This window comes from Stappia sp. G46H5W, from assembly GCF_058448995.1.
This window is the reverse complement of record NZ_JBZFLL010000006.1, coordinates 61,513-86,581: the sequence shown is the minus strand read 5'-3', so window position 1 is coordinate 86,581 and position 25,069 is coordinate 61,513. Positions and strand designations below refer to the sequence as shown.

General features: G+C 68.3%; 22 protein-coding genes. 11 read left to right on the top strand and 11 right to left on the bottom strand.

Annotated features, from left to right (window positions below; genetic code table 11):
• Positions 1-4: 4 nt before the first annotated feature.
• The 6 genes from ACVJ6E_RS18645 to ACVJ6E_RS18620 form a co-directional block, all read right to left on the bottom strand.
• Complete coding sequence (locus ACVJ6E_RS18645) at positions 5-841, bottom strand: carbohydrate ABC transporter permease (RefSeq protein WP_067222971.1); 837 nt, start codon at positions 839-841, stop codon at positions 5-7.
• Positions 838-1,698, bottom strand: a complete 861-nt coding sequence (locus ACVJ6E_RS18640) for a carbohydrate ABC transporter permease (RefSeq protein WP_067337675.1) — start codon at positions 1,696-1,698, stop codon at positions 838-840. Before ACVJ6E_RS18640 ends, ACVJ6E_RS18645 begins: the two co-directional genes overlap by 4 nt.
• Before the next feature lie 116 nt (positions 1,699-1,814).
• Positions 1,815-3,152: an extracellular solute-binding protein gene (locus ACVJ6E_RS18635; protein ID WP_120270655.1), complete on the bottom strand. Its 1,338-nt coding sequence runs from the start codon at positions 3,150-3,152 to the stop codon at positions 1,815-1,817.
• 46 nt (positions 3,153-3,198) lie between these two features.
• Positions 3,199-4,281, bottom strand: coding sequence for a sn-glycerol-3-phosphate ABC transporter ATP-binding protein UgpC (locus tag ACVJ6E_RS18630; RefSeq protein WP_120270656.1), 1,083 nt, complete (start codon positions 4,279-4,281; stop codon positions 3,199-3,201).
• The gene (locus ACVJ6E_RS18625) at positions 4,281-5,783 is read right to left on the bottom strand and encodes a xylulokinase (RefSeq protein WP_120270657.1); all 1,503 of its coding nucleotides are present in this window, start codon (positions 5,781-5,783) and stop codon (positions 4,281-4,283) included. Before ACVJ6E_RS18625 ends, ACVJ6E_RS18630 begins: the two co-directional genes overlap by 1 nt.
• Positions 5,776-7,233, bottom strand: a complete 1,458-nt coding sequence (locus ACVJ6E_RS18620; RefSeq protein WP_120270658.1) for an FAD-binding oxidoreductase — start codon at positions 7,231-7,233, stop codon at positions 5,776-5,778. Before ACVJ6E_RS18620 ends, ACVJ6E_RS18625 begins: the two co-directional genes overlap by 8 nt.
• Positions 7,234-7,589: 356 nt before the next feature.
• Between ACVJ6E_RS18620 and ACVJ6E_RS18615 the strand changes: the two genes are divergently transcribed.
• On the top strand, positions 7,590-7,808 hold the full coding sequence (locus ACVJ6E_RS18615; RefSeq protein WP_120270659.1) for a ParD-like family protein: 219 nt from the start codon (positions 7,590-7,592) through the stop codon (positions 7,806-7,808).
• Entirely contained in the window at positions 7,805-8,602 is a 798-nt protein-coding gene (gene map / locus ACVJ6E_RS18610) for a type I methionyl aminopeptidase (RefSeq protein ID WP_120270660.1), read from the top strand. The genes ACVJ6E_RS18615 and map overlap by 4 nt, the downstream gene beginning before the upstream one ends.
• A gap of 7 nt (positions 8,603-8,609) precedes the next feature.
• Here map and ACVJ6E_RS18605 read toward each other — a convergent pair whose 3' ends face one another.
• From ACVJ6E_RS18605 to ACVJ6E_RS18590, 4 genes are all read right to left on the bottom strand, one after another.
• Positions 8,610-9,032 (bottom strand): VOC family protein, encoded by a 423-nt coding sequence (locus ACVJ6E_RS18605; protein ID WP_120270759.1) that lies wholly within the window; start codon positions 9,030-9,032, stop codon positions 8,610-8,612.
• Positions 9,033-9,222: 190 nt separating this feature from the next.
• Positions 9,223-10,299, bottom strand: coding sequence for a LacI family DNA-binding transcriptional regulator (locus tag ACVJ6E_RS18600; RefSeq protein ID WP_120270661.1), 1,077 nt, complete (start codon positions 10,297-10,299; stop codon positions 9,223-9,225).
• 198 nt (positions 10,300-10,497) lie between these two features.
• Entirely contained in the window at positions 10,498-12,096 is a 1,599-nt protein-coding gene (locus tag ACVJ6E_RS18595) for an MBL fold metallo-hydrolase (RefSeq protein WP_120270662.1), read from the bottom strand.
• 286 nt (positions 12,097-12,382) lie between these two features.
• Complete coding sequence (locus ACVJ6E_RS18590) at positions 12,383-13,351, bottom strand: LysR family transcriptional regulator (protein ID WP_120270663.1); 969 nt, start codon at positions 13,349-13,351, stop codon at positions 12,383-12,385.
• A 105-nt stretch (positions 13,352-13,456) separates the two neighbouring features.
• Between ACVJ6E_RS18590 and ACVJ6E_RS18585 the strand changes: the two genes are divergently transcribed.
• Positions 13,457-14,077 (top strand): FMN-dependent NADH-azoreductase, encoded by a 621-nt coding sequence (locus ACVJ6E_RS18585; RefSeq protein ID WP_120270664.1) that lies wholly within the window; start codon positions 13,457-13,459, stop codon positions 14,075-14,077.
• 97 nt (positions 14,078-14,174) lie between these two features.
• On the opposite strand, the gene ACVJ6E_RS18580 is transcribed toward ACVJ6E_RS18585, so the two are convergent.
• Entirely contained in the window at positions 14,175-14,987 is an 813-nt protein-coding gene (locus tag ACVJ6E_RS18580) for a helix-turn-helix domain-containing protein (protein ID WP_120270665.1), read from the bottom strand.
• 127 nt (positions 14,988-15,114) lie between these two features.
• Between ACVJ6E_RS18580 and ACVJ6E_RS18575 the strand changes: the two genes are divergently transcribed.
• The 8 genes from ACVJ6E_RS18575 (at position 15,115) to ACVJ6E_RS18540 (ending at position 25,069) form a co-directional block, all read left to right on the top strand.
• Positions 15,115-15,882 carry an aspartate/glutamate racemase family protein gene (locus ACVJ6E_RS18575; protein WP_120270666.1) on the top strand — a complete coding sequence of 256 codons (768 nt, stop codon included), beginning with the start codon at positions 15,115-15,117 and terminating at the stop codon, positions 15,880-15,882.
• Between the two features lie 2 nt (positions 15,883-15,884).
• Entirely contained in the window at positions 15,885-16,769 is an 885-nt protein-coding gene (locus tag ACVJ6E_RS18570) for an asparaginase domain-containing protein (RefSeq protein ID WP_120270667.1), read from the top strand.
• A 223-nt stretch (positions 16,770-16,992) separates the two neighbouring features.
• The gene (locus ACVJ6E_RS18565) at positions 16,993-18,423 is read left to right on the top strand and encodes an alanine/glycine:cation symporter family protein (RefSeq protein ID WP_120270668.1); all 1,431 of its coding nucleotides are present in this window, start codon (positions 16,993-16,995) and stop codon (positions 18,421-18,423) included.
• 100 nt (positions 18,424-18,523) lie between these two features.
• Positions 18,524-19,906 carry an aspartate ammonia-lyase gene (locus ACVJ6E_RS18560; protein WP_120270760.1) on the top strand — a complete coding sequence of 461 codons (1,383 nt, stop codon included), beginning with the start codon at positions 18,524-18,526 and terminating at the stop codon, positions 19,904-19,906.
• A gap of 211 nt (positions 19,907-20,117) precedes the next feature.
• A complete protein-coding gene (locus tag ACVJ6E_RS18555) occupies positions 20,118-20,825 on the top strand; it encodes a GntR family transcriptional regulator (protein ID WP_120270669.1) in 708 nt (235 codons plus the stop codon).
• Between the two features lie 108 nt (positions 20,826-20,933).
• The gene (locus ACVJ6E_RS18550) at positions 20,934-22,502 is read left to right on the top strand and encodes an AMP-binding protein (RefSeq protein ID WP_120270670.1); all 1,569 of its coding nucleotides are present in this window, start codon (positions 20,934-20,936) and stop codon (positions 22,500-22,502) included.
• Between the two features lie 77 nt (positions 22,503-22,579).
• Entirely contained in the window at positions 22,580-24,313 is a 1,734-nt protein-coding gene (locus ACVJ6E_RS18545) for a 2-hydroxyacyl-CoA lyase (RefSeq protein WP_120270671.1), read from the top strand.
• Positions 24,314-24,322: 9 nt separating this feature from the next.
• Positions 24,323-25,069 carry an SDR family oxidoreductase gene (locus ACVJ6E_RS18540; RefSeq protein ID WP_120270672.1) on the top strand — a complete coding sequence of 249 codons (747 nt, stop codon included), beginning with the start codon at positions 24,323-24,325 and terminating at the stop codon, positions 25,067-25,069.

The following is a 25,069-nucleotide window of genomic DNA, read 5'->3' as shown; positions in this document are numbered from 1 at the left end:
TCGATTATCCTTTCACCGCGCCGGCCGTCAGGCCTTGCACGAAATAGCGGGAGAGCAGGATGAAGGCGACGAAGAGCGGCAGGGCGATCAGCGTCGAGCCGGCCATCACGTCGCCCCAGCGCAGGTCGAACGCGCCGATCATCGAGGCAAGACCGAGCGGCACGGTCTTGTTGACATCGGAGCCGATCATCACCAGCGCGAAGGTGTAGTCCGTCCAGGACAGCAGGAAGGCGAAGATCGCCACCGTCACCAGTCCCGGCACGGAGAGCGGCAGCACCACCCGCAGGAAGGCGCCGAGCCGGGTGCAGCCATCGACCATCGCCGCCTCTTCCAGCTCGAAGGGCATCGCCTTGAAGAAGCCCCACAGGAACCAGACGCCGAGCGGCATGGTCATGGTCAGATGCGAGATCACCAGCGAGAACAGCGTGTCGTTGAGACCGATTTTGGTGAACATCGCATAGAGCGGGATCGCCAGCAGCAGCGGCGGGAACATGTAGGCATAGAGCATGCCGGCGATGATCGCCTTCTTGCCGCGGATCCGCTGGCGGGTGACGCCATAGGCGATCATCACCGACAGGACCATGGTCAGCGCCACCGTGGCGATGGCGACGATCAGGCTGTTCAGAAACTGCCGCGGATAGTCGGTCTGGGCCAGCAGGCTGTAATAATATTGCAGCGTCAGCTCGCTGGGGATCAGCGAGGGATTGAGCAGCAGCTCCTGCGTCGGACGCAGCGACGACGACACCATCCAGTAGATCGGGAAAGCGCTGTAGAGCGCGATGGCGAAGGCGGCGAAATACAGGCCGACACGCGCTGCCGGCCGCCGGATTGCGTGTGTCATGCGTCGTCCTCCATCGGGAACACGCGGAAATACAGGAAGACGGCCAGCGACAGGAACAGGAAGGAGATCGTGGCAATCGCCGCGCCCGTGCCGATGTCGTAGAGCGTGAAGGCCGTGCGGTAGGAGAGGATCGGCAGGTGTTCCGTCGCCCCGACGGGACCGCCGCCGGTGGTCAGCCAGATCACGTCGAACTTGTTGAACATCCACACCCCGCGCAGCAGGATGATGACGGTCAGGATCGGCCGCAGCATCGGCAGGGTGATGTGGAAGAAGCGGCGGATCGGCCCGGCGCCGTCGACGCGCGCGGCCTCGTAGAGCTGGGTCGGCACGGTCTGCAGGCCGGCCAGGAACGTGGTGGTGACGAATGGCGTCCACAGCCACACCGAGACCAGGATCACCGAGATCATCGCCGCCTGCTCGGTCTCGAACCAGTAGATCGGCGGCAGGCCCCATTCGTCCATCAGGATGGTGACGATGCCGAGCGAGCCGTCGACCATCCACTTGAAGGTCAGGACCGCGATCACGGTCGGCAGGAGATAGGGCAGGAACGCGAGCCCGCGCACCAGCGCACGGCCGCGGAAGGGCTGATGCAGGATCAGGGCGAAGCCGATGCCCAGCACCACCTGCAGCACGATGGCAAGGCCCGCATAGACGATGCCGTTCCACAGCGCGCGCCAGAACTCCGCGCTCGCCAGCACCGCCTGGTATTTCGCAAGGCCCACCCAGACCGGGTCGGAGGTCAGGGACGGCAAGTCGAAGAAGCTGAGCGACACGGCATAAAGGGCCGGGCCGACGATCAGCAGCAGTGTCACGAGCACGCCCACGGCAAGGAAGGCGGGCAACATCCAGCGGGTCATTCTTGGCACCCTTTGTCCGGTCGGGGAGCCCGCAGGCGGGTCTTGCACCGCCTGCGGGCCTGTCGATGCGCGGACGGCGCCTGGCCGTCCGCGGACCTGTCGGCGTCGGGATCGCCCTACTTGATCAGCTCGCGCATGCGGGCCGCGGCCTTTTCCACCGCCTCGGTGGAGGACATGCCCTTGATCAGCTTGTCCTGCAGCATCTCCGGCATGACGAAGCCCTCGAAGACCTTGCCCGGGCGGATGTCCGGGGCCGGGCCCTGCGTGTCGATCGAGGTCACCAGCAGATTGTCGTCGGTGACCATCTTGCGCATGGTCTCGATCTGCTCGCCATACTTCGTGATCAAGGGGTTCGAGCGCCACTGGTCATTGTCGTAGATGTCGAGGCGGGCCGGCTGGAAGTGCACCGGCGCGGTGTGCAGGAAGTCGACCAGACGGTCGGTCGTCATCCAGCGCATGAACTCCATGGCCGGGCCGGTATTGTCGGTCTTGAGGACCACCCAGCCGTCATAGCCGTGGCTGACCGCCTTGGCTTTGCCGGCGCTGTCCATGTAGGGCATGATGCCGAGGTTTTCCGCCACCTGCGGGTTGTCGCGCTCCGCCGCTTCCAGCACGCGGCCGGCATAGGGACCGTGCGCCACGGTACCGCCGACGACGTTGGACAGGACAGTCGCGTAGTCGGCCTGGATCGCCCCGGGAGGCATGGTCGGGTAGAGCTTCTCCATGAAGTCGAGATAGGCTGCCGCCTTCGACTTCATGCCTTCGGCATCCAGCGTCACGTTCCACTGGTCGTCGAAGAGCTTCACCCCTTCCGCCCACATGAAGGCGACCGACATCCAGTTGGTGGCGCCGTTCGAGCCGATCGGGAAGATGCAGCCCTTGCGGCGGCCCTCGATGGTGGCTTCGCAGTTGGAGACGAACTGGTCCCAGGTGTCGGGCAGCGACAGGCCCAGCTTCTCGTACAGATCCTTGCGGTAGTAGATCACCGAGAGATTGTAGTCGAACGGGTACCAGTAGACCTTGTCATCCATCGGGAAGAGGATGTTGTTGCCCCACTCGTACGGGTCGGTCAGCTCGTTCAGCGGCACGATCTGGCCCTGGTCGGCCAGCAGCAGAACGTGGCCGATGAAGCCGACATTGGCGACGTCATAGGGCGTGCCGCTGCGGATGCCGTTGGTGATCTTGGTGAAGGCCTCGCCGAGCGGCACGGAATCCACCCGCACCTCGATGCCGGTCTTCTCCTGGTACTCTTTCGCGATCCTGTCGAAGAAGGCAAGCGTGTCCTTGCCCGTCTCGCAGTTCAGGAAGCGGATTTCCTTGCGCCCCTGCGCCCGGATGGCCGGAGCCGCGAGGCCCGACAGCGCAAGGCCGAGGCCCAGCACGCCGGCGCCCTGAAGCGTCTGGCGACGGGTAATGAGGCGAGACTGTCCAGAGTTCTTTCCAGTGTCCTTCATGGTTTCCTCCCAAGGTTCCCCGCGTCCTTTGCCGCGGTGGTTCAGTTCACGCGTGCGCCGGCGCCGCAGAGGCGGTTGTCGCCAGCCGCTGTTCCGTCTCCCGGTCGAACAGATGGATGGCGGACGGGTCGGCAGAGACCGCCACCGTGTCACCCGCCCGAATGTCGTCGCGCCGCCCCTCCATGACGCGCAGCGACACCTCGCCGATGGTGCCGATCAGCAGGGTCTGCGACCCGAGCTGCTCAACCGCCCGCACCGCAAAGGGCAAGCCCTGCGGCGCCACATACATCGCCTCCGGCCGAAGACCGGCGATCACCGGTCCCTGCCGTGCACCGGCCGGGGCCGGCAGGCTCATTTCGGCGGACGGGCCCATCTGCAGGCGCCCGCCGGTGATCTCGGCCGGGAAGAGGTTCATCTCCGGCGAGCCGATGAAGCCGGCGACGAAGACATTCTGCGGCCGGTCGTAGACCTCGAGCGGCGCGCCGATCTGCTGCACGTGGCCGTCGCGCATGATCACGATGCGGTCGGCCAGCGTCATCGCCTCGGTCTGATCGTGGGTGACGTAGATCATCGCCTTGCCGATGCGCTTCTGCAGCAGGGCGATCTCCTCGCGCATGCGCACGCGCAGCTTGGCGTCGAGATTGGACAGCGGCTCGTCGAGCAGGAACACCGCCGGGTCGCGCACCAGGGCCCGGCCGAGCGCGACGCGCTGCATCTGCCCGCCGGAAAGCTGGCGCGGCTTGCGGTCGAGCAGATGGGTGATCGCCAGCATCTCGGCGACCTCGTCCACCCGCCGCACCGTTTCGGCGTCATCGATGCCGCGCATCTTCAGGCCGAAGCCGAGATTGGCGCGAATGGTCTTGTGCGGATAGAGCGCATAGTTCTGGAACACCATCGCGATGTCGCGATCCTTCGGCTCCAGCTGGGTGACGTTGCGCTCGCCGATGAACAGATCGCCGCCGGAAATGCTTTCCAGCCCGGCAACCATGCGCAGCGTCGTCGACTTGCCGCAGCCCGAGGGGCCGAGCAGCACGATCAACTCGCCGCGGGCGATGTCGAGGCTGACGCCCTCGACGGCGACCACTCCGCCATAGGTCTTGCGCAGCTTGCGCAGGCTCACTTCGGCCATCAGTTTCCTCCCCTGCCGGCTGCGACGATGCGGTGGTTGACGGGTGTCAGCGCCTCCTTGGTCTCGCGGTAGAGCGCGAAACCCTCCTCGTAGCGCTGCATCGCCCGGCGATCCGGATGCCGGGTCGCCGCCACACCGATCACCGCTGCGGCGGCCTTCGTGTCGGCAAACACGCCGGCGCCCATGCCGGCAATGAGCGCGGCGCCGAAGGAGGCGTCGCCCTCGCGGGGGATCTCGATCGTCAGGCCGGTGACATCGGCGATGATCTGCTGCCACAGCTCGCTGCGGGTTCCGCCGCCGACGAGCCGCGCCGTCGAAAAGCCCATGTCGAGCCCGCGCAGCACCTCCAGGCAGTCGCGCAGGCTGTAGGCGATGCCCTCGTAGAGCGCGCGCACGAAGTGGCCCGGCCCGTGGGCGAAGCCGAGACCGACATAGGAGGCCCGAAGATCCGGGTCCCAGTAGGGGCTGCGCTCGCCGTTGAGATAGGGGTGGAAGAGCAGGCCTTCGCTGCCGGCCGGAACGGCGCGGGCGGCCGTGTCCATGCCTTCGAAACCGAGCCCGGCGAACAGCGTGTCGCGCAGCCAGCGGTGGGCGGAGGCACAGGAATTGGTGCCAAGGATCGTGTAGCAGTGGCCCGGCACCAGATGCGGATAATGGATCACCTTGGCCGAGAAGGACGGGGACGCCGTCAGCGAGGAGACGGTGCCGGCGGTCGCAAGCTTCAGCGCCCCGAGGCCGGGACGGGTCATGCCGCCGCAAAAGGTCTCCGCGTTGGTGTCCGACGTGCCGCAGATGACCGGCGTTCCGGCAACCAGTCCCGTTGCCGCCGCGGCGTCCGCCGTCACCGCACCGGTGATGTCGGATGAGCCGACAAGCGGGGGCAGCACGGCCGGATCGATCCCGGCGATGCGGCAGAGCTCATCCGACCAGGCGCCTTCGGCGGAGCGGGCATCGGCCAGCATCAGCCCCCAGGCGTCGGTGATATCGGTGGCATCGCTGCCGTCGATCTGGCGGCGCAGCCAGTCCTTGGCCGGCCGGATCCGGCGGATGCGGGCGAACAGCTCCGGCTCGTTCTCGCGCACCCAGACCAGCTGCGGCAGCGTCCAGGTGGGACTCGCCTGATTGCCCGAAAGCTCCAGGATCCGTGCGCCGTCGCTCTCGCGCAGCGCCGCCGCTTGGCGGCCCGAGCGCTGATCGTTCCACATGATGGCCGGGCGAAGGATCGTGCCGTCCGCCTCCTCCAGCACATGGGTGTGGGCGCCGGCGGTAAAGGCGATGCCGCTGATCCGCGCCGGGTCGACGCCCTGGCGCCACAGCTGCGCCAGGGTGTCGATCATCGCCGCGCGCCAGCCGAGCGGGTCCTGCTCGCTGAAGCCGGGATGCGGCACCAGGGTCTCGACGGCGGCCGAAGCCGCGCCATGGACCTTGCCGGTCCCGTCGATCACGGTCGATTTGAGCGAACCGGCGCCGAGGTCTATGCCCAGCAGCAACGGATCAGGCATGGTCCATCCTGTCGCGATAGGGGTCGATGGCCCCGGCGCGCGGCGGCAGGCCGAGCTTGCCGGGATTGAAGATGTTCTGCGGATCGAGGGCGTCCTTCACCGCCCGCAGCACGTCCATGCCGACGCCGAGCTCGCCGTCCATCCAGGGGCCGCGGAACAGGCCGGTCCCGTGATGGTGGGCGATGGAGCCGCCATGGGCGAGCGTCTCGCCCTCCAGCAGCTCCCAGAGCCTTGCATGGAGCGGCAGCGCCTCGTCCTGAGGCATCTGCGGCAGGCGGATCGTCATGTACTGGCAGACACCTTCCGGATAGACGTGCGACCAGTGGGCGCTGAAATGGGCGTCGGGATGGATCGCCGGCACCGCCGCGCGGATCGCATCGTACAGGGCGGCCGCCCGCGACCAGTTGACCGTCACCTCGATCGTGTCGTTGTAGAAGCCCTTCTCCTGCCATTGCTGGCTGATCGACTTGTAACGGTGTGCGCGCCATTCGTCGAACGGGCGTGTCTCGGTTTCCACCGCCCCGGCCTCGGCGGCGAAGGCGCGCACCAGAGCAGCTTCCGCCGCCACCAGGCCCGGCTCCCCGCACAGGACGATATTGGCCATCACCGGACGCTCGCGATAAGCGTCGATGCCTTCGGTGCGCGAGGCCGTCTCCTTCTCGTCGTAGAGGCGGACGATGCGCGGATGCAGGCCCGCCTGCATGATCCGGCGGGCAAGGCCCAGCGCCGCCGGGCGGTCGGGCAGCGCCAGCGCCAGCACCTCCTCGGTCTCCGGCAGCTTCCAAAGGCGCAGCGTCAGCTCGGTGATGATGGCGAGCGTGCCCTCGTTGCCGACGATCAGGTCGCGGATCGAGGGGCCGGTGGCGCGCTTGGGCAGCGGCCGCACCTCGAGCATCCGCCCGTCAGGCAGCACCGCCTTGAGGCCGACGACGATGTCCTCGATCTTGCCGTAGCGGCTCGATTCCTGGCCGCCGCCGCGGCAGGCAGCCCAGCCGCCGACGGTGGAGATGGTGAGCGACTGCGGCAGATGCCCGACCGTGTAGCCCTTGTCGTTGAGCGCGGCCTCGAAGAGTTCGCCGTTCATGCCGGCCTCGACCGTGACCAGCGCGTTCTCCGGATCGACACTGAGGATCCGGTCCATGCGCTGCATGTCGATGAGCACTTCCTCGCCGAGCGGGATGGTGCCGCCGAGCACGCCGGAGCCGCTGCCATAGGGGATCACGGGCAGGCCAGCCTCGGCCGCCAGCTGCACCACCTGCTGCACCTCCGCCGCCGTGCCGGGACGCACCACGACGCCCGGCAACGTGCCGACCAGCGCACCGGCCCGAGCCCGGAAATTGGCGTAAGGGAGCTTGTCATGGGCGTATCGCCGGCGGTCGTCCTCGGCCGTCAGAACGTTCTGCGGCCCGACGATCTTTGCAAATTCCGCTACCCGCGTTTCACTGCTCACCCTGAACCTCCCTGTTCGATCGCCGCGGCTCGAGGTTGTGCGCCGGCTGCGATGAAACCTTGACGAAACGCTCGAACAACTCTTTGGACAACCCGTTTGAACAAACGTTTGTTCAGATAGAACGCCAAGAGCCCCCGGAGGTCAACATCAAAATTTGCGAGCCGTCGCGAAGAGCCCTCGGGACGGCGGAAACCGGGCGCTCGCGGCTGCACCGGACGAGGTTCCCGTGGCTGTCAAATCCGACAGGCGGGGTCGCGAATCGCGCATCGGCAGCGGTCGAGACGCGTCCGGGCGGACTTGGCATCGCGCACTACGCATCATATACGAAACATATATGAACCATTTGGAGATGCATGATGGGCATCGTGAGCATCGACGAGGACCTGCACGATCAACTGCGGCGGGCGAGCAAGGTGTCGTACCGCTCGATCAACGCGCAGGCCGCCTACTGGATCCGGATCGGCATGCTGTGCGAGACCAATCCGGCGCTGAGCTTTTCGGAGATCATGCAGCGCGAGCTCGCCGCGGCCGGCGTTGCCGCGCCCGAGGCGGCCGCGGAGCCGGCAGGCGCATGACCAAGGAGCCGCACGAGTTGGAGTTGCTCGCCGAATCCGGCCGACTGCTGGCGCGCGTCTTCGAGATGCTCGACCGCACGGCGCTGAGCGGCCTGTCGACGCTCGAGGTCAACGACATGGTCGAGCGCTTCATCGTCCACGATCTTGCCGCGCGCCCGGCCAGCAAGGGCCAGTACGGCTACGAGTTCGTGCTGAACGCCTCGATCAACGAGGTCGTCTGCCACGGCATCCCCTCGCGCCAGGCGGTGCTGCGCGATGGCGACATCGTCAACCTGGACATCACGCTGGAAAAGAACGGCTACATCGCCGACAGCAGCAAGACCTACCTCGTCGGCGAGGTCAATCCGGCGGCCAGGCGGCTGGTGCGCACCACCTACGAGGCGATGTGGAAGGGCATCCGCGCGGCGCGTCCGGGCGCAAGGCTGGGCGATATCGGCTGGGCGATCGAGCGCCACGCGAAACGCAACGGCTACTCGGTGGTGCGCGACTATTGCGGCCACGGCATAGGCCGGGAGATGCACGAGGAGCCGCAGATCCTGCATTACGGCAAGCCGGATACCGGCCTGGCGCTGCGCGAGGGGATGGTCTTCACCATCGAGCCGATGCTCAACCGGGGTCGGCGCAGCGTGCGCACGCAAGACGACGGCTGGACCGTTGTCACCCGCGACGGATCGCTCTCCGCCCAGTTCGAGCATACGGTCGCCGTCACCTCCTCCGGCGTTTGCGTGCTGACCCTGCGGGCCGGCGAACCCGTGCCGGCGGATGCTATCCCCGCGGCACGGGCGCAAGCTTGAGGCGACGTCAGTCGGCCGGCAGCATCGCCGGGTTCCAGACGATTTCCCAAAGATGCCCGTCGGGATCGGTGAAATAGCCCGCATAGCCGCCATAGAACGTGTCCTGCGGCTCCTTGATGACCTTCGCCCCTGCGCTCATTGCCTTGCGCATGACGTCGTCGACCTCCTCGCGGCGCAGAACGTTATGCCCGATGCTGACGGCGGTGGTACAAATCGGGGTCTTGGGCAGTCCGGTGTCGTGGACGAGATCGTCCTGCGCCCAGATGGCGAGCTTCAGGCTGCCCGAGAGATCGAAGAAGGCGACCGCACCGTGTTCGAATTCGCGCCCGACAATGCCCTCGGTCGGCAGACCAAGGCCATCGCGATAGAACGGCAGGGCGTTTTCGAGATCGGAGACGGCAAGCGTGAGAACAGAAATTCGCGGCTTCATCATGTCCATACCCATCCTATCGGCGTCCGCACCATGCGCGCGCCTTGACAGTCTTGGGCCGTCACCGTGGTGACGGAAGGACCCGCGAAGCGGGGGCCGGGCCAACCTTCCCGAACCTCACCTGTTTCAGACACCGGCAAGATTGGGTCCGATGCGCGCGCCCGTCAACACCCTGCGCGGCGCGACAAGGTCAGACGGCCCCAGTACCGGCTTCCGGGCCGGCTTTCGGCCCTGCGGCGGATGCCCGGACAACCAGTTCGCCCGGCGGCAGCAGCAGCACATGGGCGGGCTCCGCCCCGCCCGCCGGCGCCGGCTCGAGCTGCGCCAGCAGCGCACGCACCGCCTCGCGCCCCATCTCGGAGGTCGGCAGGCCGACGGTGGTGATCTCCGGATGCACCACCCGGGCCAGCAGGTCGTCATGCATGGTGACGACGGACATGTCGCCCGGTACATCGAGGCCGCGCTTGTGCAGGTGGGCGATGGCAGCCGCCCCGGTCAGCAGCGTTGCGGCGTGGATTGCGGTCACTCCGCGCGCCAGCAGCGCATCGACGGCGCCCGGCACCCGCGCCGGATCGTAGCCGGCCTCGGCCACCAGATCCGGGTCGGGGTCCAATCCGGCGGCACTCATCGCCTCCTGCCAGCCCTGGCGGCGGGCATTGCCGTTGAAGCGGCCCAGCCGGCCGGCGAGATGGCCGATGCGCCGATGGCCGAGAGCGATCAGGTGACTGACGCCGATGGCGGCGGCGGCGCAGGTGTCGACCGCAACGCAGTGCACGTCGCCGGGCAGCACGCGGTTGATCACCACATAGGGGCGGTTGATGGCGGCGATGCTCTGGCGCAGGCTGTCGTCCTCATCGAAACTGGCGATGATGACGCCCTCGATCAGGCTGGACTGCGACACCCGTTCCAGCACGCTGGCGGCCGAGCCGTTCTGGTCGTAGGCGACCAGCAGCACATAGCCTTGCGCCCGCGCCTCGGCCTCCGCGCCAAGGATCGCCGAGGCGAAGACCGGGTTCTCGATCTGCGGCACGACGATCAGCAGCGTGCGCGAGCGGGCCATCTTCAGCGCGCGGGCCAGCGGATTGGCGCGGTATTGCAGCCGCTCCGCCGCATCGATGATGCGCTGGCGGGTCTCGGCGCTGGTGCGCACGTCCTTGTCGTTCTTCAGGACCCGCGAGACCGTGGAGACGTCGACACCGGCTTCTCTTGCCACGTCCCGCAAGGTGGCGTTGCGCGGGCGCGGGGTGGCGGGGGCTTCCTTCGTCATGGTCAACCGGTCGTCATCGGCGGCCTTCGCCGGGCTTCGCGAGAGCGCGGACCGCCCCCGGCCGGTCCCAGCAAGGGTTCCGCCACGTCAGCCGTCCGCAAGGCCAGTGAAAGTGCCCAAGGCGCGGCGCGGAGGCAAGTTGAACCGCACCGGCCCTTGCAAGTTTGTCGCGGACAGGCGGGGCGAATGGCGCCTCGCCTAGCGGCCGTCCTCCTCGCCGGCAAGCGCGCGGCGCAGGCGGCGAATCACGACATTCCGGCTCTTTTCGTCGGTTTCTGCCGCAAGCCGGTCGCTGATGTCGAGCAGCAGACGGGTGACGTCGTTGTGCCAGTCGAGATGCCCGACCTCCTCGCGCGGCACGCGCGGCGGCACCTCGCCGGCAAGGCGGACGGCACCGCTCGGCGTCAGTTCGAAGCTTTCGTCGAGGCCCGGTTTCAGCACATGGTCGGGCTCGATCAGGCCGGCAAGCCGGTCGGCCAGGCCGTCGATCGCCTCCCGCTCGCCGTGAACCAGGAAGATATCGTGCGCCAGCGGCAGGCGCTTTTCGACCCAGCTCGTCAGCTCCGGCCCGTCGGCATGGCCGGAATAGAGGTCGATGGAGCGGATGCGGGCGCGCACGGAGAACTCTTCGCCCTGGATGCGGACGGACGGGGCGCCGTCCTGGAGAATGCGGCCGAGCGTACCGTTCGCCTGATAGCCGACCAGCAGGACCGTTCCCTCGTCGCGCCACAGCCAGTTCTTCAGCCGGTGGCGGATGCGGCCGGCCTCGCACATGCCGCTCGCCGCGATGACGATGTGGAAGCCGCGGACGCGGTCGAGCGCCTTGCTCTGCTCGACCGTCTCCGTCATGTGCAGGTTGCGGGCGGCCAGCCCCTTGAGCAGAACGTCGCCGCTTTCCAGCTCGCGGGCATGGCGGGCGAAGACGCGGGTCGCGGCGGCCGCCAGCGGCGAATCGACATAGATCGGGATCTCGGGCAGCGCCTTCTCGGCCATCAGCTGGCACAGGTCGCTGATCAGCTCCTGGGCCCGCTCGACCGCGAAGGACGGGATCAGCAGGGCGCCGTCCGGGTGCATCGCCGCCTTCACCTCGGCGCGCAGCTGGCCGCGCCGGTGGGCGGGGGTAGCGTCCTCCCGGTCGGTGTCGCCATAAGTGCTCTCGCAGATCAGGTAGTCGATGCCGCTGGGGCCTTCCGGATCCGGGTGCATCAGCTTGTAGTCCGGGCCGATATCGCCGGAAAACAGCAGTTTCATCGGGGGTTCGGCGAGTTCCAGCTCGACCGAGGCGGAGCCGAGCAGGTGGCCGGCGTTCCAGAAACGGGCGCGCAGGCCGGGCAGGACCTGGAACCAGTCGCCATAGGCAAAGGGGTGGAAAAGCGCCAGCGTCGCCTGCGCATCCGCACCGGTATAGATCGGCTCGACCGTGTCGCGGCGGCGGCGCCGGCGGTTGCGCCGGTTCAGCTGCTCGACCTCGATCTCCTGGATGTGGGCACTGTCGGGAAGCATGACGCTGCACAGCTCGAACGTCGCGCCGGTGGCGTAGATCGGCCCGGAATAGCCGTCGCGGACCAGCTTCGGCAGCAGGCCGGAATGGTCGATATGGGCATGGCTGAGGACGACCGCGTCGACGTCGCCGACGGAAAAGGGGAAGGGCCGGTAGTTCAGCTCCTTCTCGGTCTTGGAGCCCTGGAACATGCCGCAGTCGAGCAGAACGGTGCCGCCTGCCGTCTCGAGACGGTGGCAGGATCCGGTGACGCCGCCGGCGGCGCCGTGGAATGTCAGCCTGGGGAGAACGGTCATCGCAACCTTCCGAACGCGAGCGCGCCGCACGGCGCAAAGCCCAACAAGACCCACAGGTTAGCACGATTTTCCGGCAGGTATGGAAGCCCGCGCGACAGGGGACTGCACACCCGCCGGGCGGTTGGAGAATTTCGAGGCGGATTTTGCGAAATTCCGTCTCAATCGGCGCGATTTTCGAGACGGCGCGCGCAAAATCGCCCAATCCGGGCTAGGTCGGCGAAAGAGAGCGGCCGATGGCCGCACGGCGCCGGTTATCCCCGGCAAGGCCGCCCCGACCGCTGTCCGATTATCCCCGCGTGCCGGCCTTGCCCGATGCCCGAGCGGCGGCCTCCGCCTCCGCCACGTGGCGCACGCAGCGGTCCCAGTCCGGCGTGCCGCCGAAATGGCGCAGCAGGGCCTCCGTCAGCGCCCTGACCTTGCCGGGCGTGTGCGGGCCGGGCGGGCGGACGACATACATGCCGTATTCAGGCAAGGGATGGTCAAGCAGAAGCGGGACGAGGGTGCCCTTGTCGACCGTGTCGCCGAGCAGGAAGGACGGCATCTGGACGATGCCGAGACCGGCAAGGGCCCAGGCGACCAGCGTCTCGCCGCTGTCGCTGCGGAGCCGGCCGCGCGGGCGCACGGAGACGGTCTCCTCGCCCCGCGTGAAGACCCATTCGGGCGAGCGGCTGCCGGTATAGATCAGGCAGTCGTGGTCGGTCGCCAACTCCTCCGGCCGCGTCGGCCGGCCCTTGCGGGCGAGATAGGCGGGGCTGGCGACGACGAGAGAGCGGATCGGCGCGATGCGGCGGGCGACATGGCTGGAATCTTCCAGCTTGCCGATGCGGATCGCCGCATCGAGCCGCTCGCCGATCAGGTCGACCAGCCGGTCGGACAGCGAGACGTCGAGCTCCAGCCGCGGATGGTCGGCGGCAAGCTCGGCCAGCACCGGCGCCAGATGCTGGATGCCGAAGGAGAGCGGCGCCGAGACGCGCAGCCGGCCGACCACCTCGCCGCCATGGGCGGCGACCGCATCGAGCGCTTCGTCGTAGTCGGCAAGGAGCCGTTCGGCCCGCGCCTTGAACTCCATCCCGGCATCGCTGGCGGTGACGCCGCGCGTGGTGCGGTTGAGCAGGCGCGCGCCCAGATGCTCCTCGATGCGGGCGATACGCCGGCTGACGATGGATTTGGAGACGCCGAGACGGGCGGCAGCCCGGCTGAAGCCGCCGCTCTCGGCAACCTCGACGAAGTAGCGCATGTCTTCCAGTTCGATCATCCGGCGTTCCTGCTGGCGCAACAGTGTGGTGCGGATTTCGGGAGTTCTGGTGCCGCACGAGGACGACTACCTGTGGGGTACAACATTATCGGAAGGAACAGGGTCATGCCCTCGACTTTGAAGGTTCTCGCCATCACCAGCAGCGCGCTGGGTGATGCGTCCGCATCCAACAAGCTGGTCAACGACACGATCGACCAGCTCAAGTCCCGCAACCCGGACCTGCAGCTGACCGTTCGCGATCTCGGTGCCGGCCAGGTGCCGCATCTCGACCTCGACGGCGCCACCGCCATTCGCGGCGGCGAGCCGGCGAACGCGGCGCAGGCCGCCGCCCAGAAATTGTCCGACGAGCTGATCGCCGAGGTCAAGGCCGCCGACGTTCTGGTCATCGGCGCGCCGATGTACAATTTCGGCATTCCCTCGACCCTGAAGTCCTGGTTCGACTACGTGCTGCGCGCCGGCGTGTCGTTCCGCTACACCGAGGCAGGCCCGGAAGGCCTGATGACCGGCAAGCGCGCCATCGTCGTTGCGACCCGCGGCGGTCTCTACAGCGAAGGCCCTGCCAAGCAGATGGATTCGCAGGAGCCGCACCTGCGCACGATGCTGAACTTCATCGGCATCACCGACATCACCTTCGTCTATGCCGAGAAGCTGGCCTTCGGCCCGGAGGCCCGCGAGGCCTCGATCGGCGAAGCCGAGCGCAAGCTGGAAGAGCTGGTCGCCGCCTGAGGCAAGCCGCAAGGCCGTACTCCAAGACCCGCCGGGAGCCCCTCCCGGCGGGTTTTTTTTGTTGCCGGCCCCCCTCCTTGCCGAGACGCCGGCGGGCTCAGCCGCGCTCGTCGGCATAGGCCTCGAAGACGTGGTTGCCGGAGCGGGTGTTGTCGATCATCGGCAGCACATAGGCCGGGATGTCCGGGCTGTCGGCATCGAACAGGCCGCAGCGGCGCAGCGAGCCGGCCAGCGGCATGCGCGGCAGCGTGCGCTCCAGATAGGTGCGCACGGCGCAAGGCACGTGGTCGCGGTTGGCCGAGACGCCGACCTTGACCCCGTGCAGCCGCGTCCAGCGATGGGCATAGTCGGGATAGAGCACGGTCTGGGTGATCTCGATGCCGGCGCTGTATTCGTAATCGTTGAGGAACACCCGGTCGCCGGTCAGCAGCGCCGCCCCCTGGTAGCGGTAGTGGCGCCGGCAGGTCCGGTCGAACGGCCCCATGCGCTCCAGCCGGCGATAGAAGACGTGCTCGCCCTCGATGGAAAAGGACACCAGCGCCCGCACGATCTGGCCGCGCGAGGACATGGAATAGTAATATTCGAAGAAGGTGCCGACGAGGTTGAAGATGCGCGGATCGCCCCGCGCGAAGATCTGGTCGAGATGCTGGCGGAAGTTCCGGGTGAGCGTGTCGGCGGCAAGGCCGCGCAGCTTCACCAGGCGGGCGAACTCCTCTTCCGGCAGCAGCATCTCGTGCGGCTCGACGCCGAAATAATCGCAGATCTTCCGCATCAAGGCGTTGCGCGGGAAGGAGCTTCCCGCAAGATAGCGGTTGAGCTGGCTGCGGTTGATCTTCAGGTCCTGCGCCACGCGGGCGATGGAAGGCCGGTAGCCGCACAGCAGGCGGAGATTGGTGCCGAAAGGATGCATGATGCGCTTTGGTGCATTTTTCGCGCCCGAAAGCGCCGGTTCCCACTCAATTGCACAATTGCCCGAGACATGCACGGTGAATCACCCTGCGGGGACCATGGGCACCGAACCATCGCGGAGACGAGGGATGCAGAACGACACCGGCCGCAGGGCCAGCAGCGAGGCGCCGCCGGCGCGCGCGCGGGCGAGCCTCGGCATCATCGCCGGCTCGGGACCGGAGGCCGGGCTCGACCTGTGGGCCAAGGTGCTGCGGCGCAATCAGCAGCTGATGGGCGCAGCGTTCCGCGGCGATCTCGACGCCCCGCGCGTCATCGTCGTGTCCGAGCCCCGGCTCGGCCTGTCCATGGACCTGGCCGGAAACGACACCGCCGTGTGGTCGGCGATGCGCGACACGCTCGACATCATCGCACCGCAGGTGGAGGCCTATGCCATCGCCTGCAACACGCTGAACTGGTATGCGCCGCGTATCGAGGAGCTGGGCCTTGCCGCGCAGCTGGTCTCCTTTCAGGGCGTGCTGGCCGACTGGATCGCCCGCAGCGGCACGCGCAAGCTGGCGTTGCTCGGCGCCGGACCGGTGACGGCGATGGACGAGTGGTCGGCCTATCGCGACCTGCCGCAGTTGGTCGAGGTGGAGCTGCCGGGCGATGCAGGCGCGCTGCACCGGCTGATCGAGGACGTGAAGCGGCTGGGCAGCGGGGACGCATCCTTGCGCCCGCGCCTGGCCGAGCTGGTCGCCGGCCTCGATGCCGACACGGTGCTGCTGGCCTGCACCGAACTGCCGCTGATCGCCGACATCGAAACGGACAAGCAGCTGGTCGACGTGACGGATCTCGTGGCCGATGCGCTGGCACGGCGGGCATTGTCCGCGCCCACGGCACTGCGGCGGGCGGGGTGACGATGGCCGAGATCCTTCTGCTCCACACCGGCGGCACGATCGGCATGGCGCCCGGCCCGGACGGGCTGGCTCCGACCAAGGGTCTGGTCGAGGCGGCGGCGCGCCGGCTGGCCCCGGCCGACGCGCGGCTGACGCTGCATGTCTTCGATCCGCTGATCGACAGTTCGGCCATCGGCCCGGATCACTGGAACGCGATGCTGGAAGTCATCGACACGTTCGCCGCGCGCTGCGCGGACATGCCGGGGCGGGCCGGCGTCATCATCACCCACGGCACCGACACCATGGCCTTTACCGGCGCCGCGCTGGCACAGGCGCTGGCCGGCCTGCCGCTGCCCGTGCTGCTGTGCGGGTCGATGCAGCCGCTCGGCGTCGAAGGCGATGCGGAAGGCAACCTGAAGCTGGCGCTGGATGCGGTGCGCGAGGGACCGGCCGGCGTGCGGCTTGCCTTCAACGGCGCGATCATGGCCGCCGCCGGACTGGTGAAACACAATTCGCAGGACGCCGACGCCTTCCGCTCGGTGCCGCAAGCGCCGCTGTCCGGCCCCTATCGCCGCCGCCGCTTCGCCGACAAGCGGCTGGCGATCCTGACCCTGTCGCCGGGCCTGCCGGCCGGGGCCCTGGCCGGAGCGCTGGCCGAACTGGACGGAGCGGTGCTGCGGGTCTACGGCGCGGGCACGGCGATGGCCGACCCGGCCCTGGAAGCGGCGCTGGCGCAGGCGGTGCAGCGCGGCTGCCGCATCCGCGCGGTCAGCCAGTGCGAGGAAGGCGGGTTGTCGCCCGGGTCCTATGCCGCCGGTGCCATGCTGTGGCGTGCGGGCGTGGAAAACGGCGGACCGGAAACGCCGGAAGCGGCGCTGGCGCACCTGTGGATCGAGCTATCGGACTGATCACCAGGCGCAAGATGTTGCGCAAAATGCACCACATTGCACCATTCTGCTCCATTTCGCGCAATTGGGGCGGGAGCGCACGCAGCCTATTGTTGCGGCTCGGGCCGGGAGGGTCCGCCGGGTCTTTGACGGAAGGCCCGGATCTTGAGGGAATTTTCTGGCGGGCACGGCCCGCCGACCTCAGTAGAGACGAGCGGGGGCTCGTCGTGAATGGGAGGGTCACATGGAGTTTCTGAAAACGCTCTTCGGCTATGTCGACGCACTGACCTGGGGCTGGGCGCTGATCCCGATTCTGGTGGTGTTCGGCGTGTTCATCACCATCATGTCCGGCTTCGTGCAGATCGAGTTCTTCGGCCGCATGTTCCGCGTGCTGTCGGGCCGCAACCAGAACAACGATCCCAACGCGATCAGCGCCCGCGAGGCGCTGCTGGTGTCGGTCGGCGGGCGCGTGGGCGGCGGCAACATCGCCGGCGTCGCCGTGGCGATCACGCTCGGCGGACCGGGCGCGGTGTTCTGGATGTGGTGCATCGCGCTGGTCGGCATGGCCACCAGCCTGGTCGAATGCACGCTGGCGCAGGTCTACAAGCGCAAGGACGGCGAGCACTCCTTCCGCGGCGGGCCGGCCGACTACATCCGCCGGGGCCTCGGCCACCAGTACAACTGGCTGGCCATCGTCTACGCCATCTGCCTGCTGGCCGCCTTCGGCCTCGGCTTCAACGCCTTCCAGGGCAATACGGTGGCAGGCGCGGTGCAGGATTCGCTCGGGATCGACCGGATGATCACCGGCGCCTTCCTGACCATCGTCACCGGCTTCGTGATCTTCGGCGGCATCAAGCGCATCGCCAAGGCAGCCGACGTCGTGGTGCCGATCATGGCGGTCGGCTATCTGGGCCTAGCCATCATCGCCATCGCGCTCAACATCCAGGAGATCCCGTCGGTGATCGCCCGCATCGTCTCCAGCGCCTTCGGCTACGAGGAGGCGATTGCCGGCGGCATGGGCGCAGCCATCGCGCAAGGCCTGCGCCGCGGCCTGTTCTCCAACGAGGCCGGTCTCGGCTCGGCGCCGAACGTGGCGGCAACCGCATTGGTGCGCCATCCGGTCAGCCAGGGCGTGACCCAGGCCTTCTCCGTGTTCATCGACACCATCGTCATCTGCTCCTGCACCGCCTTCCTGATCCTGCTCGGCGACGTCTACACGCCGGGTGCGGAAGGCATCGATGGCGTGGTGCTGACCCAGCAGTCGCTGGCGAGCCATTTCGGCGAGTGGTCGCGCTACGCGCTGACGCTGGCGATCCTGCTCTTCGCCTTCTCGTCGATCATCTATAACGTCTATCTGGGCGAGAACGCGCTGGCGGCGATGACCGACTCCAAGACGGCGCTGAACGGGCTGCGGCTGCTGATCCTCGGCCTCGTCTTCATGGGCGCGGCGGCCCCCTCGGCGACGTCCGTGTTCTTCTTCTCCGACCCGATGATGGGCGTGCTGGCGCTGGTCAACCTGGTGGCCATCCTGATGCTGTTCCCGACGGCGATGCGCGTGGTCGACGACTTCCGCGCCCAGCTGAAGGCCGGCGTCGCTCGCCCGATCTTCGATCCGGCGAAGTTCCCCGATCTCGACCTCGACCGAGAGGCCTGGGACCCCGCCCGCTGGAAGTAAGCGGCGACACGACGAGCGACGGGCCGCCGCAAGGCGGCCCGTTTTCCATTTTGCCGAGCTTGAAAGACGCGGGCGCAAGACCCGCGCAATGGAGACCGGAATGACAGTGCAGATGCGGCGCGAGGAAGACAGCCTCGGCCAGATGGACCTGCCGCACGAGTGCCTGTGGGGCATCCACACGCAGCGTGCCATCGCGAACTTCCCCATCTCGGGGATTCCGCTGTCGCATTTTCCCGAATTCGTGCGGGCGCTCGCCTGGGTGAAGCTTGCCGCCGCCAACGCCAACCTGGAGCTCGGCGTGCTGGCGAAGGACAAGCATGCGGCCATCGCGGCGGTGTGCGAGGAGATCATCGCCGGACACCACATGGCGCATTTCCGGGTCGACATGATCCAGGGCGGCGCCGGCACCTCGACCAACATGAACGCCAACGAAGTGATCGCGAACCTCGCCCTGCTGCGCATGGGCCACCAGCCCGGCGAATACGCCAGGCTGCATCCCAATGACGACGTCAACCGCTCGCAGTCGACCAACGACGTCTACCCGACCGCCATGCGGCTGGCCATCGTCAGCCAGTGCAGCCCGTTCCAGGACGCGCAGCGGCGCCTGTCCGCCGCCTTCGCCGAGCGGGCGCGGGCCTTCGCGCAGGTGCGCAAGATCGGCCGCACCCAGTTGCAGGATGCGGTGCCGATGACGCTCGGCCAGGAATTCGCCGGCTTTGCCGCCACCATCGACGAGGACGTGGCGATCATCGGCCAGCTGTCGCGCCTGCTGCTGGAGGTCAATCTCGGCGGCACCGCCATCGGCACCAGGGTCAACGCCCCTGCCGGTTATCCGGAGAAGGCGGTGGCGGAGCTGTCGCGGATCACCGGCATGCAGGCGAAGCTTGCCGTCGACCTGATCGAGGCGTCCTCCGACACCGGCGCCTATGTGACCTTTTCTGGCGTGCTGAAGCGCATCGCGGTGAAGCTGTCGAAGATCTGCAACGACCTGCGGCTGCTGTCGTCGGGCCCGCGCTCGGGCTTCAACGAGATCCGCCTGCCGCCGGTGCAGGCCGGCTCCTCGATCATGCCGGGCAAGATCAACCCGGTGATCCCGGAAGTGGTCAACCAGGTGGCGTTCCAGGTGGTCGGCAACGACCTGACCGTGACCATGGCGGCGGAGGCCGGCCAGCTGCAGCTCAACGCGATGGAGCCGATCATCCTGCTCAACGTGCTGCAGTCGATGCGCATCCTGATGCAGGCGATGGACACGCTGGCGGAGCGCTGCGTCGCCGGGATCGAGGCCAACGCGGCGCAGTGCGAGGGCGCGCTGGAGAACAGCCTGGTGCTGGCGACGATGCTGGTGCCGCATCTGGGCTATGCCAATGCGGCGAAGATCGCCAAGACCGCGCTGGCGCGGGACAGAAGCGTCACCGAGACCGCCGTGGAACTCGGCTTCGGCACGCGCGAGGACATCCAGGCGATGATCCTCAGCGAGGCCTGAGCCGCCGGATCCGGCGCAAGCTTGATGCGAGATACGACGCGCGCGGACCATCCGGTTCGCGCGCGTTTTCTTTTTCGGCGCAAGGCGTTGATACTCAATACCGGTCCTTCCGCCGGCGCGCTGCCGGCCGCACTCGCCCGGCCCGCCACACCTGCCGCTTGACAGAAGCGCGCCGTCACCACATTCTGAATTCAGAATTCGGAGTTCAACGATGAACCAGATCCGCACCAGCCCGAGCCTGACCCAGCAGGTCTACGACGCGATCGCCAACGAGATCTTCGACGGCGCCCTGCCGGCCGGCGCGCATCTCGTCCAGGAGCAGCTCGCCGAGCGCTTCGGCGTGTCGCGCCAGCCGATCCAGCAGGCGATGGCGCTGCTGAAGGCCGACGGCATGGTCGCCGAGATCGGTCGGCGCGGGCTGCACGTCACCCCGCTCGATCTCGACCTGATGCGCCACCACTACGACATCCGCGCCGTGCTCGACGGGCTGGCCGCGCGCGGCGCCGCCGAGCGCTGCCGGGACGATGCGGCAACGGCGCGCGATCTCGCGGAGCGCGGCGGAAAGATCCTGAAGCTCGGCGAAACGGCGGTGCGAAATGGGGCTGTGGGAGACCAGGTGCGCCATGACGCCGAATTTCACGGGCTGATATACGAGGGCTCGGGCAATCCGCTGCTCGACAGGGCGGCGGAACCGCATTGGCGCTTCCTGCGCAGGGCGATGAGCGACGTGCTGCGCCACGCGCAGCTGCCGGACGAGATCTGGCGCCAGCACGCGGAAATTCTCCAGGCCGTGACTGCGGGCCAGCCCGAGCGGGCGGAAGAGCTGATGATGCGGCACGACCTCGATGCGGCCGGCGCGCTGGAAACGGCGCTGCGCAGACGGCCGGACGAGGCGCCGGAGAGCAAGAAGACGCCGTAGCCGGGAAGAACGGCTTGCGGCGCCCCATGGAGGGACGGGTGCGCAACGGCCGCCGGGAACGGAGGGAAGAGGTCGGAACGAACGACGACGAACGGGAGGACTACCGGCATGCATCCCATGCTGACCGTCGGGCAGATGCTGAGCGCGCAGGCGCGGCTGCAGCCCGAGCGCATCGGTGCGCGCGACCTGGAACGCGCGATGACCTTTCGCCAATGGAACGAGCGGGCCTGCCGGCTGGCCAACGGCCTGCTGGACCTAGGCCTTGCCAAGGGCGCGCGGGTCGCGGTGCTGGCCTACAACCGGGTGGAATGGGCGGAGATCTACGCTGCGCTCGCCAAGGCCGGCCTCGTCGCCGTGCCGATCAACTTCCGCCTGACCGCTCCCGAAGCGCTCGATATCTGTCAGGACAGCGGTGTGTCGGCGCTGATCGCCGAGGAGGCCTTGATCGGCATCGCCGGCGAGATGCGCGAGGCGCTGTCGCTGGAAGAGCGCCGCTACATCCACATCGCCCCGGCGGGCGGAGGCAAGACGCCGGCCGGCTGGACCGGTTATGAGGACCTGATCGCGGCGGCCTCCGCCGACGAGCCGCAGGCCCCGGCCGGCATCGACGATCCCTGGTGCCTGATGTACACGTCCGGCACCACCGGCAAGCCGAAGGGCGCGATTCGCGGCCATCGCGGCATGGCGATGCTGGCGCTGATGACGCAGATCGAGCTGAGCCTGAAGCGCGGCGACGACGCGCTGCTGGTCATGCCGATGTGCCATGCCAACTCGCTGAACTTCTTCACCTCCTTCCTCTATATCGGCGCGGCGGTGACCGTGTTCTCGCGCCAGAGTTTCGATCCGGCGCTGTGCCTGCGCACCATCGGCGAGACCGGCGTCACCTTCACCTCATTGGTGCCGACGCACTTCTCGCTGATGCTGGACGTGCCGCCGGCCCAGCGCGGCACCGCCGGCTTCGAGCGGGTGGAGAAGCTGATGATCTCCTCCGCCCCGGCGCGCGCCGAGACCAAGCGGCAGGTGATGGAGATGTTCCCCAATTCCGGCCTGTTCGAGCTCTACGGCTCGACCGAAGCCGGCTGGGTGACCATGCTGCACCCGAACGAGCAGTTCGACCATCTGGGCACGGTCGGCCGCGAGGTGGTCGGCTCCGCGCCGATCCGCCTGCTCGACGAGAACGGCAACGAGGTGCCGGACGGCCAGCCGGGCGAGCTGTTCTCCTGCGGGCCTTATGCCTTCGACGGCTACTGGAACCTGCCGGACAAGACCGCCGAGGCGCTGCGGGGGCCGTACCTGTCGGTCGGCGACATGGCCCTGCACGATGCCGAGGGCTACATCCGCCTGATCGACCGCAAGAAGAACATGATCATTTCCGGCGGCGAGAACGTCTACCCGTCCGAGGTGGAGGCGGTGCTGGCCGGCCATCCGGCGATCAGCGACGTGGCCGTGGTCGGCTGCCCGGACGACACATGGGGCGAGCGGGTCGCCGCCGCCGTGGTGCTGCGCGACCCGGCCGTCACTCCGGACGAGATCATCGAATGGTCGCGCGGCAAGCTCGCCGGCTACAAGCGCCCGCGCAAGATCGTGGTGCTGGACCAGGCCGACATGCCGCGCACGGCGACCGGCAAGATCCTGCACCGGGTGCTGCGCGACATGCTGAGCGGGGACGGAAACTGACCGCAGCCGGCGCGGGAGGCGCCGGCGCGACACGCGACAAGAGACGACAAGACACGGCAAGTTCAGGGAGAGAGACATTGAGCGAGCAGCAGGACCTCAACCGCGACGAGGACAGCGTCGCCGCCTGGATCGCGGAGGCGCTGCAACGGCGCGGCGTACGGCGCGTCTTCGGCCTGCAGGGCGGGCATATCCAGCCGATCTGGGATCACCTCGGCCGGCGCGGCATCGAGATCATCGACGTGCGCGACGAGGGCGCGGCGATCCACATGGCGCAGGCCCATGCGGAGCTGACGGGCGGGCTGGGCGTGGCGATGGCCACCGCCGGGCCCGGCGTCACCAATTGCGTGACCGGCATGGCCAATGCCTCGCTCGCCCGCACGCCGGTGCTGCTGATCGGTGGCTGCACCTCGCGGCCGCAGGCCAACATGGGCCCGCTGCAGGACATCCCGCATGTCGACATCCTGCGCCCGGTCACCCGCTACGCCCGCACCGCGCGCGTTGCCGACCAGGTGCTGCGCGAGCTGGACGAAGCGATGGCGCGGGCCTTCGGCGCGGCCGGCGAGCCGGGGCCGGCCTATATCGAGGTGCCGACCGACGTGCTGCGCACCCGCGTCGCCGCCAATCTGGTGCCGGACGACTGGCTGCGCCCGCTCACCCCGCGCCGCCTCGTGCCGCATCCCGACCGCATCAGGCAAGCCGCCGAAGCGATCCGCGCGGCGCGGCGCCCGCTGGTGATCAGCGGCCGGGGCGCACGCGATGCCGGCACGGCGCTGGTGCGCTTCCTCGATGCGGCGGACGCGCTCTATCTCGACACGCAGGAAAGCCGCGGCCTGGTGCCGGCCGACCATCCCTCGGTGGTGGGCGCGGTGCGCGCGGCGGCGATGAGCGAGGCCGACCTCGTCATCACGCTGGGGCGCAAGCTCGACTACCAGCTCGGCTTCGGCTCTCCGGCCGTCTTCCCGCACGCCCGCTTCATCCGCATCTCCGACACGGACGGAGAGCTGCTGGACAACCGGCGCGGCGATCCGGAGCTGCTCGCCTCGGTGGATCTGGCGCTCGATGCGCTGAGCGAGGCGCTCGGCAACGATGCCGGCAGCCGCGACGGCGCCTGGCTGGAGGGCCTGCGCGCCAAGCACCGCGCCCGCATCGAGGCCGGGGACAAGACCCCGGCGCCGCGCACCGGCAAGGACGGCAAGATCCATCCGATGGCGATCTTCGAGGCGCTGAAGGACGTGGCCGAGCCCGACTACATCGCCGTTGCCGACGGCGGCGACCTCCTGAGCTTCGCCCGGGTCGGGCTGTCCGCCTCGACCTATTTCGATGCCGGCGCCTTCGGGTGCCTGGGCGTCGGCGTGCCCTTCGCGGTCGCCGCTGCCCTTGCCTGCCCCGACCGGCAGGTGATCACCGTGACGGGCGACGGCGCCTACGGCATTAACGCCATGGAGATCGACACCGCCGTGCGGCACGGGGCGAAGATCGTCGTCATCGTCTCCAACAACGCGGCCTGGAACATCGAGCGTTACGACCAGGAATACAACTACGGCGGCCGGGTGATCGGCACGGTGCTGCGCCATTCCGACTATGCGGCGATGGCCCGCGCGCTCGGCGCCCATGGCGAGCGGGTGGAGAACCCGGACGATCTGGCGGACGCCATCCGCCGGGGGCTGGCCAACGCGCCGGCGGTGATCGACGTGGTAACCTCGCAAGACGCGGTCTCCTCCGACGCACGCAAGGGGCTCGGCTTCGTGCCCGACTATCAGGCGCTGACTGCCTGGGACGATGCCGAGCGCAAGCGGCGCGGCGAGGCGTGAGGGGCGGTCATGGACTTGCGGCTTGACGGAAAGCGGGCGCTGGTCACCGGCGCCTCGAGCGGGCTCGGCGAGCATTTCGCCAAGGTGCTGGCGGAGGCCGGCGCCAGCGTGACGCTGGCGGCGCGGCGTCTCGACAAGGTGGAGGCGAATGCCGCTGCCCTGCGCGAGGCGGGGCACGACGCCGAGGCGGCGGAGATGAATGTCGCCGACGCGGACAGCGTCGCGGCGCTGTTCGCCGGGCGCGCGCCCTTCGACATCCTCATCAACAATGCGGGCGTTTCCGGCGCGGGCGCCGCGCTTTCCATGACGGCGGAAGACTTTGCCGGCGTCATCGACACCAACCTGACCGGCGCCTTCGCGGTGGCGCGGGCGGCGGCGGCCGGCATGCGCGAGGCGGGCGGCGGCTCCATCGTCAACATCGCCTCGATCCTGGGCCTGCGCGTCTCCGGCCATCTTGCCGCCTATACCGCCTCGAAGGCGGGGCTGGTACAGCTGACCAAGGCGCTGGCGCTGGAGTGGGCGCGCTACGGCATTCGCGTCAACGCGCTGTGCCCGGGCTATATTGAGACGCCGATCAATGCCGAATTCTTCGCCACCGAGGCGGGCAAGGCGCTGATCGGCCGCATCCCGCAGCGGCGGCTGGGATCGCAGGGCGATCTCGACGCACCGCTGCTGCTGCTGGCCAGCGACCGGTCCGCCTACATGACGGGCTCGGTCATTGCTGTGGACGGCGGTCATCTGGTTTCTGGATTGTGA